The sequence below is a fragment of the Kineococcus radiotolerans SRS30216 = ATCC BAA-149 genome, from assembly GCF_000017305.1.
GTDB lineage: Bacteria > Actinomycetota > Actinomycetes > Actinomycetales > Kineococcaceae > Kineococcus > Kineococcus radiotolerans.
Genome location: NC_009664.2, coordinates 3472602 through 3487321, shown reverse-complemented (window position 1 = coordinate 3487321; position 14720 = coordinate 3472602). Strand labels below are relative to the sequence as shown.

Here is a 14720-nt window from a genome sequence, read left to right as displayed (position 1 = left end):
TGCTCACCCGAAGAGCCGTTCGCCGGCCAGGCGCGCACCCTCGCCGAGGGTGGCGAGCTTGGCGACGGCGATCTGCGGGTGGATGCGCCCGCCGAGACCGCAGTCGGTCGAGGCGACGACGTTCTCCGGACCCACGACGGAGGCGAACCGCTCGATGCGGTCGGCGACGAGCTCGGGGTGCTCGACGACGTTCGTGGCGTGGCTGACGATGCCCGGCACGATCTTCTTGCCCGCGGGCAGGGCGACGTCGCGCCACACCTTCCACTCGTGCTCGTGGCGGACGTTGGCCGCCTCGAAGGAGTACGAGCCGGCGTCGATCTCCAGCATGAGGTCCACGATGTGCTTGAACTCGACGTCGGTGGTGTGCGGGCCGTGCCAGGAACCCCAGCACAGGTGGAACCGGACCTGCTCGGTGGGCAGACCGCGCAGCGCGTGGTTGAGGGCCTCGACGCGGGTGCGGGTGAACGCCCGGTAGTCCTCGACGGAGGGTTCGGGGTTGATCTGGTCCCAGTTCTCCGCGATGGAGGGGTCGTCGATCTGCAGGATCAGCCCCGCGTCGACGACGGCCCGGTACTCCTCGCGCAGGACGTCCGCCCACGCCCAGATGTGCTCCTCCTCGGTCGCGTAGTACCGGTTGGAGATGCGCGCCCCGCTGCCCGGGGACAGGGAGGTGATGAAACCCTCCTCGACGCCCGCGGCGGCCAGGCCGGCCTTGAGGTTGGCGATGTCGGAGGCGATGGCGTCGTGGCCGGTGTAGGACAGCGGGCCGGTCGTCGCCGGGAACGCGGTGGCGTTCTTGCCCGTGGAGATCCCCGACGTCGGGTCCTGGTAGGCCTCGCGGAACCGCACCCAGTCGCGGCGGTCGGGGAAGCTGGTCAGCCGGACCTTCCCCGGCTCCGAGCGCACGACGGGCTGGGTGAACAGGTCCTCTCCGGTCACCTCCAGCCCGGCGACGCGCTGGAAGGAGTAGGACCACCAGGCCCCGTAGTCGACGGCGCTGGACATGGCCTTGCCGTACTCGCCGTCGCCGACGATCGTGACCCCGAGGTCCCGCTGGCGCTGCACGAGGTCCACGACCGCGTCGGTGAGCAGCGCGTCGAACTCGGGGGTGCGTTCGAGGGTGAACCCGTCCTCCCCGATCCGGCGGGCCTCGTTGGCGGCGATGAGCTCGGGGGTGCGGGGCAGGCTGCCGGCGTGGCTGACGGGGATGTGGCGCTCGGGCATGGTTCGTCTCCGTTCAGGTCGCGCGCAGGGCGCGGTCGAGGTCTTCGAGCAGGTCGTCGGGGTCCTCCAGCCCCACCGACAACCGCAGCACCCCGTCGGTCAGGCCGATGGCCGCACGGCCCTCGGCCCCCAGGCGGCGGTGGGTCGTGGTGGCCGGGTGGGTGGCCAGCGACTTCGCGTCGCCGAGGTTGTTGGAGATGTCGACGACCCGCAGGGCGTCGAGCACCTCGAAGGCGCGGTCCTTGCCCCGGCCCGCGGGGGCGTCGAGCTCGAAGGTGAGGATGGTGCCGCCGAGTTCCATCTGCCGCTGCGCCAGGTCGAACTGCGGGTGGCTGGGCAGCAGCGGGTAGCGGACCCACCGGATCCCGGGCACCTGCTCCAGGTGCCCGGCGATCCGCAGCGCCGTGGCCGCGGAGTGCCGCACCCGCAGGCCGAGGGTCTCCAGCCCCTTCGCCAGGGTCCAGGCGTTGAACGGGCTGAGGGTCGGGCCGGTGTGCCGGGTGAGTTCCTGGAACCGGCCGCCGATGAACTCCGACGTCCCGAGCACCGCCCCGCCCATGACCCGGCCCTGGCCGTCGATGTGCTTGGTCGCCGAGTACACGACGACGTCGGCGCCGAACCGCAGCGGGCGCTGCCCGACGGGACTGGCGAAGGCGTTGTCCACGACGACGGTCGCCCCCGCGGCGTGCGCGAGCCCGCTGACGGCCTCGACGTCCACGAGGGTCTGCATGGGGTTCGCCGGCGTCTCGAAGAAGACCGCCTGGGCGGGGGTGGACAACGCCCGTTCCCACTGCGCGAGGTCCTCGCCGTCGACGAACTCCGTGCTGACGCCCCACCGGGGCAGGATCTCGTCGAGGACCACGAAGCAGGAACCGAACAGGCTGCGGGACGCCACGACCCGGTCGCCGGCCCCGAGCAGGGCGGCGAGGGCGTAGAACACCGCCGACATCCCGCTGGCGAGGCCGTAGCAGGCCTCGGCGCCCTCCAGCCGCCGCAGGCGCTCGGTGAACACCGAGACGGTGGGGTTGCCGTAGCGGGAGTAGACGTAGCGGTCGGTCTCGCCGGAGAAGGCGGCCTCGGCGGCGGCGGCGTTCTCGTACACGTAGCCGGAGGTGAGGTAGAGCGCCTCGGCGGTCTCCTCGAACTGCGAGCGCGCCAACCCCCCGCGCACCGCGGTGGTGTCCGGCCGCCAGGGGTCCGCGTCGCCGGTCACGACTGCCGCCAGGGCAGCCCCGCCGCGCGCCAGCCCACCGCACCCCGGTGACCGGCCTCGTCCAGCGGCCCCTCGAAACCCTCCAGGACGTTGTAGCTGGGGGTGATGCCGGCCGCGGTGGCGGCGTCGGCGGCTCCCACCGACCGTTGGCCGGAACGGCACAGGAACACCACGGGCCTCCCGCTGCCGGGGGTGATCCCCGCGGCGGCGAGCTCGCCGAGGAAGCGCGGCGGGTCCACGGGCAGCCAGGACGCGAGGACCGGTTCGCGGCCGGTCCCGCTGAGGTCGGGAACCCCCACGAACCGCCACTCGGCGTCGGTGCGGACGTCCACGAGCACGGCGTCCGGGGTGTCCCGGACCAGGTCGTAGGCCTCACGGGGTGTGAGGTCGCCGGCGTAGCCCACTTCTTCCTCCCATCGGTCCTGGCGTGAGCACCCTCCCCGCCGGGGCGGCGGGGGATGGTTGCTGCGGCGTCGACGAGCCAGGTCTCTCGGCCGCTCTGGATGGTCGGGCCAGCGTAGGGCATGGCGACCGCCGGGGCGGACGAGCCCGCGGGAGGGGCGCGGGGGCGGGACGGGCCGGCTCCTGCGAGCTGGGCGGCGGGCTCGACGGCGGGCTGGACGGCGGGCTCGGCGGTGGGCTCAGTCCTCGACGAGGAAGCGGTGCATGACGTGCAGCCCGACGAGGCCGTGCTCGGGGTGGTCGAAGGCCTCGGGGACGGTCCCGACGATCCGCATCCCCAGGGAGCGCCACAGCGCGACGGCCGCGGTGTTGGTCTCCACGACGGCGTTGAACTGCATCGCGCGGTAGCCGCGCGCGGCGGCCAGGGCCAGGACGTGCTCGCCCAGGGCCCGCCCCACCCCGCGCCCGCGGGCGGCGGGGGCGACCATGAAGCTGGCCGTGGCGACGTGGGCGCCGGGGCCGGGGCGGTTGGGGCCGGTCCGGGCCGTGCCGAGCACCTCGTCGCCGTCGACGGCGACGAGGGTCACCACCGGCGGGGGTTCCACCCACAGGGCCCGGGCCCGCTCGGAGGTCAGCCCGCGCGGGTAGGCGTAGGTCTCCTCGTCGGCGACGATCTCGTCGAAGAAGGGCCAGATGCGTTCCCAGTCCCCGTCGGTGAACTCCCTGATCTCCACCCCCGCACGCTACCGGCCCCGGGACCGCCCGCGCGGAGCCCCGTCGGCGGCCGGACGGGGCGGCGGGTCAGGCGGGCGCGAAGTCGTTGAACGCCTCGTGCCCGGCGCGCACGGTGCCGTCGGCGTCGAGGAAGTGCAGCCACTCGGGGTGCCCCACGGGCCCGTGGGTGTCGCGGTGCAGGTCGGCGACACCGCTGTGGTGCAGGGCGTGGACGGTGTAGCCGATCCCCCGCTCCTTCAGCCGGGACAGGGTGTAGCGCATCACCTCGACGTGCTTGGCGTCGTCGCGCGCGCCCCAGACGGTCTCGCTGGCGTAGAGGTCCTTGCCCACCGAGCGCGCGAAGGCCACGCACTCGTCGAGGTAGGCCTCGAACCCCGCGTGGGTGTGCACGTTCGTCTCCGGCCCGATGCCCTGCCACATCCAGTACGGGTGGAAGCCCAGGACGTCGCTGATCGGCTCGGTGGCGCGCAGCGCGGCCACGTCGGCGTAGTTGCCGACGGTCAGCGGCTGACGCGCGCCGGCGCCGAGGACCACCCCGCGGCACCACTCCAGCCAGCGCAGCTCCGCGATCCGCAGCGGGCTGCGCTCGTCGTGGACGTAGGCGCCCATGAGGGGCTCGTTGCACAGGTCCCAGGCCCAGATCCGCTCGTCGTCCGCGTGGGCGGCGACCACCTCGGCCAGGTAGCGGCGGAAGATCCGCTGCACCGGAGCGGTCCCGGGGCCGTCCGCGTCCGGGTCGGCGAACAGGTCGTCGGTGCGCGACCAGGCGCTGGCGTGCGGCAGGAGGTGGTCCAGCGGCACCCCGCCGAAGTCGCACACCGGGTCGCGCCAGCGGTTGAACAGCACCGGGACCACGGCGATCCCGTGACCGGCGAAGATCCCCAGACCGGCCTCGAGGTTGGCCAGGAACCGTCGCGGGTCCCGCTGGAAGGCCTCGTGCGACAGCCACCAGCGGGCGGTGTTCCAGCCGGGGAAGGCCGCCTTGCCGCGGGCGACCTCGACGGCCATCAGGCCGTGGTCGTGGTGCTGCCACAGGTCCAGGCCCGAGGTCCCCCAGGAGCCGGCGTAGTTGAACCCGTGGACGTCCCGCGTCCTCACTGGCCCGCGCCGGGGTCCACGCGGGGGTTCACGCGGGGGCCACGTCGACGCGCACGAGGCGGCGGTCGGCGGCGGTGACCTCGTGGACCCCGCCGGTGAGCTCGACCGACGCCGAGAGGTCGGGGGTCGCGCAGTCGTGGCCGACGAACAGGTCGATCCGGCCGGGTTCGACGACGCGCACCATCCGGCGGTCGGAGAACGCCAGGCGCTGGGTGGGGACGTCGAGCGTGACGTCGGCGCTCGCTCCCGCGTCCAGCTGCACGCGGGCGTAGCCCAGGAGCTGGACGACGGGTCGCGTCACCGAGGCGACGGGGTCGCTGCCGTAGAGCTGCACGACGTGGGCGCCGGCGCGGTCCCCGGTGTTGGTGACCCGCACCGTGGCGACGAGGGAGCCGTCGGTGGGCACCTCGGTCGCGGCCAGGCGCAGGTCGGCGTGCGCGAACGTCGTGTAGGACAACCCGTGGCCGAAGGGCCGGACGGGCGCGGTGTCGATGTTGGACACCGGGCTGGCCGCCCCCAGCTTCGGGTGCAGGTAGCTGTAGGGCTGCGCGCCGACCGACCGCGGCAGCGACACCGGCAGGCGGCCGGAGGGGTTGACCCGGCCGGAGAGGACCCCGGCGATCGCGCCCGCCCCCTCCTGCCCGGGGAAGAAGGCCTGCACGACCGCGGCGCAGCGTTCCAGCGCCCAGTCCACCGCGTAGGGGCGGCCGGTGAGCAGGACGAGGACGACCGGGGTGCCGGTGGCCAGCAGGGCCTCGACGAACGGGCGCTGGACCCCGGGCAGTTCCAGCGACTCCGCGTCGCAGCCCTCCCCCGAGGTGCCCCGCCCGAACAGCCCGGCGCGGTCGCCGACGACGGCGACGCAGACCTCGGCCTGGGCCGCGGCGGCCACCGCGGCCTCGAACCCGCTGGTGTCGTCGGTGTCGACGTCGGCGCCGCGGACGTGGCTGATCCGCGCGCCGGCGCCGAACTCGGTGCCCAGCGCGGCGAGGACGGAGTCGACGTCGAGGCCGAGCTCGACGTCGGGGTGCTGGGCCAGCACGTGGTTGGCGAAGCTGTAGCACCCGAAGAGGGCCGAGGGGTCGTCGGCGTTCGGGCCGACGACGCACACGCGGGCGGGTTCGGCGCGGCCCGCGAGGTCGGCGAGCGGCAGGGTGCCGTCGTTGGAGAGCAGGACGATCGACTCCTCGGCCAGCGTCCGCGCCAGGGCGCGGTGCTGCGGGGGGTCGAGGTCGATGCGGTCGGGGTCGATCCCGGCGGCGGGGTCGTAGTCCGGGGCCAGCAGCCCGAGTTCCGCCTTCTGCCGCAGGACCCGCCGCAGGGCGCGGTCCACGAGCGCCTCCTCGACCTCGCCGGCGCGGACCCGTGCGGCCAGCGGTTCCAGGTAGGTGACGCCGGTAGGGAGCTCGACGTCGATGCCGGCGGTCAGGGCCTGCGCGGCGGCGTCGCCGGAGGAGGCCGCGACCGCGTGCAGCCGCTCCAGGAACGCGACGGAGAAGTAGTCCGCGACCACCGTCCCGGCGAAGCCCCAGCGCTCGCGCAGGAGGTCGGTGAGCAGCCGTTCGTCGGCCGCCACGGGGATCCCGTCGACCTCGGTGTAGGAGTTCATGACCGAGCGCGCCCCGGCGTCGAGGACGGCCATCTCGAACGGGGGCAGCAGGACGTCGGCGAGTTCGCGCGGGCCGGCGTGGACGGGGGCGAGGTTGCGCCCGGCGCGGGAGTTCGAGTACCCCACGAAGTGCTTGAGCGTGGCGATCACGCCGGTGGACTGCACGCCCCGCACGTAGGCGGAGGTGATGGTGCCCACGACGTAGGGGTCCTCGCTGACGCACTCCTCGACCCGGCCCCAGCGGGCGTCGCGGACGACGTCGAGGACGGGGGCGAGGCCCTGGTGGACGCCGAGGCTGCGCATCGACGCCCCGATGGCGGCGCCGACCTCCTCGACGAGCTCGGGGTGGAAGCTGGCCCCCCAGGACAGCGGGGCCGGGAACGTCGTGGCCCGCCAGGCCGCCAGGCCGGTCAGGCACTCCTCGTGCACGAGGGCGGGGATGCCGAGCCGGGTGTTCTCCTGCAGCCAGCGCTGCTTGGCGACGAGCGCGCGGGCCTGCGCGGCGGGTTCGACCGGGGTCGTCCCGAACACCCGGGTGAGCTGGCCGAGCCCCTGGCCGGCGAAACCCTCGAGGCTGTCGACGGCGACCTGCATGGCGTCCTGCATGGGGGCGACGTCACCGCCCTCGCCGTCGCTGTCGGCGTCGCCGCGGCCCTCCCACAACCCCACGAGCTGGGCGAGCTTCTCCTCCAGCGTCATGGTCGCGAGGAGTTCCTCGACGCGCTGGTCATCGGTGGACGTCTCGGTGGACGGCATCAGGCCCACGCCTCCTTCGTCACGCGCACGTCGGCGCCGGTGGTGGCCGAGGTTCCCACGGCCAGGGCGATCGCGTGGTCCTGGCAGGCCTCGGCCAGCGGGTAGGGCTCGGGGCCCTCCCCGCGGGCCCAGGCGCCGGTGTCGGCGAGGATCTGCGCCACGGCGACGTCGTCCTCCGACATCCGGGTGCCCGCCCACGCGTTGCGGTAGACGACCTGCCCGTCGAAGCTCACGGTGTCCAGGTCGACCCCCTCGAGGTTCATGTCCACCCCGCGGCGGCGGTAGGACAGCGGGGAGGTGACGGGGCTGGTGGGGTCCACCATCCGGGTCACGGCGTCGTCGACGATCTCCCCGGTGGTGCCGCGGACGACGATGCGCCGGGCCCGCAGCGGGTTCCACCACTGGTTGTCGGTGAAGTCGTACAGGGCCGACCGGCCGCCGAAGTCCAGGGTCGCCAGGACGGTGGAGCGCGGCTGCGGGGTCGCGGCGGGGTCCCAGCCCGCGGAGCTCAGCGGGTCCAGGAGGGGGGCGGTGAAGCTGCGGGCGTTGACGACGACCTCGTCGGTGCCGACCCCGAGCAGACCGCGGATCAGCGAGACCGCGTGGTACATGTGCGTGGAGGAGAGCTGCACCGAGGTGGGCTCGCCGATGACCCCGGCCCGCACCAGGGCGAGGCGGGCCGCGTGACCGGGCATGAGCAGGTACTGCTCGGCGACCTGGACGCGGCCGCCGGCACCGACGTCGGCCCACAGCGAGCGCAGCCCGTCGAGGTCGGGGGCCGGCGGGGTCTCGGCCAGGGTCGCGATCCCGGCCGCGTGCAGCTCGCGCACGGTCACCGGCATCTGCGCCCAGGGCACGGAGGCGACGACGAAGTCGGGACGGTCGCCGCGCAGCAGCTCCTCGACGGTGCGGACGGTCGGCACCGACCAGCGGTCGGTGATCCCCTGCCCGCTCGCGGCGCTGCGGGTGACGACGCCGACGGCGCGCAGGCGCTCGGGGGCGGCCCGGGCGAGGCGGAGGAAGAACTCCGAGCGCCAGCCGCTGCCGACGACGGCGAACGTCGTGGGGGTGGGCGGGGGGGTGCCGGGGGTGGTCACGGGGGCCGGTGCTCCTCTAGCGGGTCGGGTGCCCGTCGCGTCTCCGCACCGAGCCGGCACGCCGCGTCGAAACCTTTCGCAAACCGAGCCGACGACGGACGCTAGCCGCGGCCGTCTCGGCCCGTCAAGACCTCGGTCCTCGCCCGGAGCCCGTTCTCGCGCCTTGACCCCGGCGGGACCGCCCCCTACCGTTCCCCTTTCGCAACGACCGGGTTGCGGTGATCCGGAGGCGAGGGGATCTCGTGGCGGACGACGCGGGACGACCCCGGCGCACCACGCTCACCGCGATCGCCGCCGCGGCCGGGGTCTCCACGGCGACGGTGTCCAAGGTGCTCAACGGCCGCGACGACGTCGGCGCCGGGACCCGTGCGCTGGTCCAGCGCCTCCTGGTCGAGCACGAGTACCGGCCCGCCCCGAGGCGCCGGCCCCCGGCGGACCGGCGCACCGTCGGCCTGGTCTTCGACGACTTCACCAGCCCCTACGCCACCGAGCTGCTGCGGGGCGTCACCGACGCCGGGACCGCCGCCGGCGTCGACGTCGTCGTGGGCCGGTTCTCCGACGGGTCCTCCGGGTACGGCAGCGGGGCGCAGTGGGCCCGGCGCCTGGTGGGGGCCGGGCGCGACGGCGTCGTCGTGGTGACCTCCGACCTCACCGCGCAGCAGGTCGCGGGCTTCTCCGAGGTGCGCCTGCCCCTCGTGGTCGTCGACCCCGTCCACCCGCCCCAGGCGGACGTGGCCAGCGTGGGGGCCACGAACTGGACCGGCGGGCTCAGCGCCACCGAGCACCTGATCTCCCTGGGGCACCGGCGCATCGCCCACCTGGGGGGCCCGGCGGGGGCCGCGGTCAGCCAGGCCCGCCGGCACGGCTACCGCGCGGCGATGGAGAACGCCGGCCTGCCCGTGGACCCGGCGCTGGTGGTGGACGGCGGTTTCGGCTTCGAGGCCGGCCTCGACCTGGCCACCCGGTTGCTGGCGCTTCAGGACCCGCCGACCGCGGTCTTCGCCGTCACCGACGTCTGCGCCCTGGGCGTCGTCCAGGCCGCCCGTGCCCGGGGGCTGCGGGTGCCCGAGGACCTCTCGGTCGTGGGGTTCGACGACACCTACCTGGCGCCGTGGGTGACCCCCGCCCTGACGACGGTCCACACCCCGCTGCAGGAGATGGGCCGCTACGCCCTGCAGGTGCTGCTGCGGCTGGTGGAGGGGGAACCCGTCGACCCCCACCACGTCGAGCTGGCGACCGACCTCGTGGTGCGCGACTCGACGGGGCCGCCGCGGGCCGGCGCGGCGGGCCCGGCCTGAACCCCGCTCAGGCGGGCCCGGGGGCGCGCAGCAGGGCGTCGGCCAGCGCCGACCAGCTCAGCAGCGCGCACTTCACCCGGGCCGGGTACCTCGCCACCCCGGCGAGGGCGACCGCGTCGCCGAGGACGTCCTCGTCGCCGGGGTCCGCACCGCGGCTGGTGAGCATGGCCTGGACGGCCTCGCGCACGACGGCGACCTCCCCCACCGGGCGCCCCACGACCAGGTCGTGCAGCACCGAGGCCGAGGCCCGACTGATGGAGCAGCCGACGGCGTCGTAGGAGACGTCCCCGACCGTCTCCCCGGCCACCGCGACCCGCAGGGTGATCTCGTCCCCGCAGGTGGGGTTCACGTGGTGGGCCTCGGCGCCGAACGGGGAACGCAGCCCCTCGCCGTGCGGGCGCTTGGAGTGCTCGATGATCAGCTGCTGGTACAGGTCCACGACGGTCACGCTCTCACGCGAAGAGGACGCGGACCCGGTGCAGCCCGCGCAGGACGGCGTCGACGTCGGAGCCCTGGTTGTAGGGCCCGAAGCTGACCCGGGTGCTGGCCGTGACCCCGAGGCGCCGGTGCAGCGGCCAGGCGCAGTGGTGGCCCACGCGCACCGCCACGCCCTCGTCGTCGAGGAGCTGCCCCACGTCGTGGGCGTGCACGTCCTCCACGGTGAAGGCCACCAGACCCACCCGGTCCGCCGCGTCCTGCGGCCCGAGGACCCGCACCCACGGCAGCTCGGCGAGCTCGCCCAGCAACCGCGCGGTCAGCGCGCGCTCGTGGGCCTCGACCCGCGCCACCCCGGACCCGTCCGGCCCCAGCGCCCGCAGGTAGTCCACCGCGGCGTGCAGGCCGACGGCCTGGGCCGCCATCGGGACCCCGGCCTCGAACTTCTGCGGGGCCGGGGCGAACGTCGAGCGCTCCATCCGGACGAGCTCGATCATCGACCCGCCGGTGAGGAACGGCGGCATCGCATCGAGCACCTCGGCGCGGCCCCAGAGGACCCCGACCCCGGAGGGGCCGAGCATCTTGTGCCCGGAGAACGCCGCGAGGTCCACGCCCAGCGCGGGCAGGTCGACGGGCAGGTGCGGCACGGACTGGCAGGCGTCGAGGACGACGAGGGCCCCGACCCGGCGGGCGGCCGCCACCAGCCGCGCCACCGGGGCCACCCCGCCGAGGACGTTGGAGGCGTGGGCGAAGGCGACGACCTTCGTCCGCTCCCCCACCAGCCCCTCCAGGGCGTCGACGTCGAGGATCCCGCCGTCGGTGACCGGGACCCAGCGCAGCACGGCCCCCGTGCGGGCGCAGAGCTCCTGCCAGGGCACGAGGTTGGCGTGGTGCTCGGCCTCGGTGACGAGGATCTCGTCGCCCTCGGCGAGCACGAACCGCGGGTCCACGACCTGGCCCGCGGGCGCGGTGCCCCGCTGCGCGTAGGCGGTGGTGGTGCTGAACGCGTGCGCGACGAGGTTCAGCGACTCGGTGGCGTTCTTGGTGAAGACGACCTCGTGCGCGGGCGCGCCGACGAAACCGGCGACCGCGGCGCGGGCGGCCTCGAAGTCGTCGGTGGCCTCCTCGGCGAGCTGGTGGGCGCCGCGGTGCACGGCGGCGTTGCGCGTCTCGTAGAACCGCCGCTCCGCGTCCAGGACGGCCCGGGGCTTCTGCGAGGTCGCCCCGGAGTCCAGGTAGACCAGCGGCTTCCCCGACCGGGTCGAGCGGGTGAGGATCGGGAAGTCGGCCCGCAGCGCGGCCAGTTCGGCGTCGCTGAACGGGGCGGCCAGGAGTTCCGCGGTCACCTCGGGTCCTTCTCGCCGGCGGCGACGGCCACGGTGAGGCGGTTCTCCGCGGGGGGCAGCGGGCAGGTGGCGTGGTCGGTGAAGGCGCACGGCAGGTTCTGGGCGAGGTTGAGGTCCAGGACCACCGGGCCGGGGTCGGTGGGGACGGGGACGGAACGGGTCGTCCCCGTCGTGGTCACCCCGCTCGTCGCGTCGGTGAACAACGCCTTCCCGTCCGCGAACACCACCAGCTCCTGCGGGCCGTCGAGGTCGAAGCGCACCGTCCCGACGGCGTCGTGGTGGTGCCGCAGCCCCTCCACGACCGCCCCCACGACGACCTCGCGGGACTGCGCGTAGGGGACGAACTCCGCGTCGAGGACGTAGCGCTCGTCGAAGTCGAAGACCGGGACGCCGGTGAACGCCGCCCGGGCCGGGGCCTGCGGGTCGCGCACGCGCAGGGCGTGCAACCCGCTGCGCTGCATGACCTCCACCCGCCGGTCGCCGAGCTCGACGAGGACCCCGGGCGCGCCCTCGACGGTGTCGACGCGCACGGTGCCGTCCACGGGCGCGCCGTCGAGGACGACGCCGTCCGCCGTGCTCGCCGTCAGCTCGACGCCGCCGTCGACCGAGGCCCAGGTACCGGGCAGGTCCGCCACCGTCTCCGGTCCACCCGTCAGCCAGTGCAGGCCGGTGAGGCTCAGCCAGCCGTGGGGGCGGCTGAGCTCGGCGGTGCGCTGCTCGCGCCACGCCCGCCACTGCTCGCGGCGGGTCTCGATCGTCGTGCTCGTCGTGGTCGTGGTGGTCACGGGGTTCTCCTCAGGCGGTGGCGCGGGCGGCGGGGGCGAGGCGGTGCGGGTGCTGCAGGCCGAGGTGCTCGCGCAGGGTCGAGCCGGTGTACCCGGTGCGGTAGCTGCCGCGTTCCTGCAGCAGCGGGACGACCCGGTCGACGAACTCGTCGAGACCGGTGGGGGTGAGGGTCGGCACGAGGATGAACCCGTCGCAGGCGTCGGCCTGGACGTAGGCGTCCATCTCCTCCGCGACCTGGGCGGGGGTCCCGACGAACTGCTGGCGGCCGGTGACCTCGACGACGACCTCGCGGGCGTTCCAGCCGTTCGCCTCGGCCAGTTCCCGCCAGGTGCGCGCGGTCTCCACCGGGTCCTTCGTCATCCGGGTCCGGCCCTGGGCGATGGTCGAGGTCGTCTCCGGGTCGCCGGCGGGCAGCGGGCCCTCCGGGTCGAACCCGGTGAGGTCGCGCCCCCACACCTGTTCCAGGAACGCGACGGCCTGCTCCGGGCCGACCTGCTGGAACCGGATCTCGCGGGCGCGCTCGCGGGCCTCGTCGGGGGTGTCGCCGAGGACGAACGTCACCCCGGGCAGGATCCTCAGGTCGTCGCCGGACCGGCCGTTGCGCACCGCGCGGGCGCGCATGTCGGCGGTGAACCGCTGCCCCGCCTCCAGCGAGCCGTGCATGGTGAAGATGGCGTCGGCGTAGGTGGCGCCGAACTCGCGGCCGTCGTCGGAGTCCCCGGCCTGCAGCAGGACGGGGTGGCCCTGGGGGCTGCGGGGCAGCAGCCCGGTGCCCCGCACGTCGAACTGCAGGCCGGTGTGGCGGACCTCGGAGATCGAGCGGGCGAAGACCCCGGCGACCGGGTCGGCGACGAGGGCGTCCTCGGCCCAGGAGTCCCAGAACTCCCGCGCCACGTCGAGGACCTCGCGGGCGCGGACGTAGCGGTCGGCGTGGGCGAGGTACCCGCCGCGGCGGAAGTTCTCGCCGGTGAACGCGTCGGAGCTGGTGACGACGTTCCAGGCGGCCCGGCCCCCGGAGAGGTGGTCCAGCGACGCGAACTGCTTCGCGAGCTCGGTGGCCTCGTTGAAGGTGGCGTTGATCGTCCCGGCCAGGCCGAGGTGCGTCGTGACCGAGGCCAGCGAGTTCAGCACGGTGAGGGTGTCGGGGCGGCCCACGACGTCGAGGTCGTGGATCCGGCCGCGCTGCTCGCGCAGCCGCAGGCCCTCGGCGAGGAAGAAGAAGTCCATCAGCCCGCGCTCGGCGGTGCGGGCGAGGTGCTCGAAGGAGGAGAAGTCGACCTGGCTGCCCGAGCGGGGGTCGCGCCACACGGTCGTGTTGTTGACCCCGGGGAAGTGGGCCCCGAGGTGGATCTGCCGGCGGGTCATCGGGTGCCTCCTGCGGGGACGGCGTAGCGGCTGGCGGGGCGGGGCAGGCCGAAGCGCTCGCGCAGGGTCGTCCCGGCGACCGCGGGACGGGACAGCCGGGGCACGACGTCGGCGACGAGGAGCTCCAGCGTCGCGGGCAGGTCCAGGGGGGCGAGGACGGCGCCGTCGATCCCCGCGGGCAGCTGCCCGAGCGCGGCCACCAGCGAGGCGGGCTCGCCCAGGTGGCGCAGGGTCCGCGGCGGGTGGCCGGGGCTCAGGTCCTCCAGGTGGGCGGCGGCCTCCCGCGCCTCCCCCGCGGTGGCCCGCAGCAGGACCTCGACGTCGAGCAGGACGGTGACCTCCCGGCCGGCGAGGTCGCGCAGCCGGGCGGCCGTGGCGGCGGCGGTGGCCGGGTCGGGGGCCTCGACCCGGGCGACGTCGGCGTGGGCGGCGGCGACGGCCAGGGAGGGCTCGTCGCGCACCGGCACGACGACCAGCGGCTGCCCCTGCGGGGAGCGCGGGGTGATGGAGGGGCCCTTGACGGAGAAGTTCTCCCCCGCGAAGTCGACGTGGTGCAGCTTGTCGCGGTCGACGAAGCGGCCGGTGGCGACGTCGCGGACCACCGCGTCGTCCTCCCAGCTGTCCCAGAGGGCGCGCACCACCTCGACGGTCTCCGCGGCCTCCTGCCACAGCTCCGGTGCGGGCGCGGTCCCCCGGCGGCCGAACGCCTCCGCCTCCTCGGCGGTGGTGGACACCTCGACCTGCCAGCCGGCGCGGCCGCGGCTGGTGAAGTCCAGGGTGGCGACGGCCTTGTTGGTGTGGAACGGCTCGGTGTGGGTCGTGGTGACGACGGGGACGAGACCGGTGCGCCGGGTCAGGGGGGCGAGGTGGGCGGCGATCGCCACGGCGTCGAGGCGCCCGCGCTGGTCGCGCTCGTCCGCGGACCCCAGGCGGAAGGAGTCGGGGACGAGCAGCAGGTCCAGGTCGGCGTCGTCGACGAGCGCGGCCAGGCGGCGCCAGTGGGCGGCGGTGAACAGCTCGGCGGGCCGGGCGCCGGGCAGGCGCCAGGCGGCGGGGTGGCGGCCGGCGGCGTCGAGCTCGACGCCGACGCGCAGGGTGCGGGACGTGCCGCGGGGCGCGCTGCGGGACATGGTGGACCCCCTCGGGGCTGACGTGACCGGCCGGGCCGCTCGGTCGAGCGCCCGGGGGCCGCCGGGTGTTCCGGGCGGCGGGGCGGGTCAGCGACAGGCGGCGGAGCGGGTGCGGCAGAGGTCGACGTGGCGGCGCTGGACCGCGAAGAACGGACGGGCGCTCGGGTGAGCGTCGCGCGTCCGGGTGCTGTCCACGGTGGGAGCCTACGGCGCGGCTACCCTGGCG

At 75.1% G+C, this 14720-nt stretch carries 14 protein-coding genes and 1 riboswitch; of the genes, 1 reads left to right on the top strand and 13 read right to left on the bottom strand.

Features of this window, described 5'->3' with window-relative positions; translation table 11 throughout:
* Positions 1-3 precede the first annotated feature (3 nt).
* From KRAD_RS16590 to KRAD_RS16560, 7 genes are all read right to left on the bottom strand, one after another.
* Entirely contained in the window at positions 4-1224 is a 1221-nt protein-coding gene (locus KRAD_RS16590) for a cobalamin-independent methionine synthase II family protein (RefSeq protein ID WP_012086802.1), read from the bottom strand.
* Between the two features lie 13 nt (positions 1225-1237).
* On the bottom strand, positions 1238-2437 hold the full coding sequence (locus tag KRAD_RS16585) for an O-succinylhomoserine sulfhydrylase (RefSeq protein ID WP_012086801.1): 1200 nt from the start codon (positions 2435-2437) through the stop codon (positions 1238-1240).
* Positions 2434-2841 (bottom strand): rhodanese-like domain-containing protein, encoded by a 408-nt coding sequence (locus tag KRAD_RS16580; RefSeq protein ID WP_012086800.1) that lies wholly within the window; start codon positions 2839-2841, stop codon positions 2434-2436. Before KRAD_RS16580 ends, KRAD_RS16585 begins: the two co-directional genes overlap by 4 nt.
* Before the next feature lie 6 nt (positions 2842-2847).
* Positions 2848-2947: riboswitch (SAM riboswitch) on the bottom strand.
* 131 nt (positions 2948-3078) lie between these two features.
* Positions 3079-3573, bottom strand: coding sequence for a GNAT family N-acetyltransferase (locus KRAD_RS16575; protein ID WP_012086799.1), 495 nt, complete (start codon positions 3571-3573; stop codon positions 3079-3081).
* 67 nt (positions 3574-3640) lie between these two features.
* Positions 3641-4672, bottom strand: a complete 1032-nt coding sequence (locus KRAD_RS16570) for a glycoside hydrolase 5 family protein (RefSeq protein WP_012086798.1) — start codon at positions 4670-4672, stop codon at positions 3641-3643.
* A 28-nt stretch (positions 4673-4700) separates the two neighbouring features.
* A complete protein-coding gene (locus KRAD_RS16565) occupies positions 4701-7037 on the bottom strand; it encodes a beta-xylosidase/alpha-l-arabinosidase (RefSeq protein WP_012086797.1) in 2337 nt (778 codons plus the stop codon).
* The gene (locus tag KRAD_RS16560) at positions 7037-8134 is read right to left on the bottom strand and encodes a Gfo/Idh/MocA family protein (protein WP_012086796.1); all 1098 of its coding nucleotides are present in this window, start codon (positions 8132-8134) and stop codon (positions 7037-7039) included. The genes KRAD_RS16565 and KRAD_RS16560 overlap by 1 nt, the downstream gene beginning before the upstream one ends.
* 242 nt (positions 8135-8376) lie before the next feature.
* Here KRAD_RS16560 and KRAD_RS16555 point away from each other — a divergent pair, with 242 nt between their 5' ends.
* Complete coding sequence (locus KRAD_RS16555) at positions 8377-9432, top strand: LacI family DNA-binding transcriptional regulator (protein ID WP_041292168.1); 1056 nt, start codon at positions 8377-8379, stop codon at positions 9430-9432.
* Between the two features lie 7 nt (positions 9433-9439).
* Here the strand turns inward: KRAD_RS16555 and sufU are convergent, their stop codons facing one another.
* From sufU to KRAD_RS27830, 6 genes are all read right to left on the bottom strand, one after another.
* The gene (gene sufU / locus KRAD_RS16550) at positions 9440-9880 is read right to left on the bottom strand and encodes a Fe-S cluster assembly sulfur transfer protein SufU (RefSeq protein WP_012086794.1); all 441 of its coding nucleotides are present in this window, start codon (positions 9878-9880) and stop codon (positions 9440-9442) included.
* Positions 9881-9884: 4 nt separating this feature from the next.
* Positions 9885-11213 (bottom strand): SufS family cysteine desulfurase, encoded by a 1329-nt coding sequence (locus tag KRAD_RS16545; RefSeq protein WP_012086793.1) that lies wholly within the window; start codon positions 11211-11213, stop codon positions 9885-9887.
* Positions 11210-11998 (bottom strand): DUF1684 domain-containing protein, encoded by a 789-nt coding sequence (locus KRAD_RS16540; RefSeq protein ID WP_012086792.1) that lies wholly within the window; start codon positions 11996-11998, stop codon positions 11210-11212. Before KRAD_RS16540 ends, KRAD_RS16545 begins: the two co-directional genes overlap by 4 nt.
* A 10-nt stretch (positions 11999-12008) precedes the next feature.
* Positions 12009-13364 carry an NtaA/DmoA family FMN-dependent monooxygenase gene (locus KRAD_RS16535; protein ID WP_012086791.1) on the bottom strand — a complete coding sequence of 452 codons (1356 nt, stop codon included), beginning with the start codon at positions 13362-13364 and terminating at the stop codon, positions 12009-12011.
* Positions 13361-14494 carry an LLM class flavin-dependent oxidoreductase gene (locus tag KRAD_RS16530; protein WP_012086790.1) on the bottom strand — a complete coding sequence of 378 codons (1134 nt, stop codon included), beginning with the start codon at positions 14492-14494 and terminating at the stop codon, positions 13361-13363. Before KRAD_RS16530 ends, KRAD_RS16535 begins: the two co-directional genes overlap by 4 nt.
* A gap of 87 nt (positions 14495-14581) precedes the next feature.
* Positions 14582-14689, bottom strand: coding sequence for a putative leader peptide (locus KRAD_RS27830; RefSeq protein WP_375791729.1), 108 nt, complete (start codon positions 14687-14689; stop codon positions 14582-14584).
* Between the last annotated feature and the right edge of the window lie 31 nt (positions 14690-14720).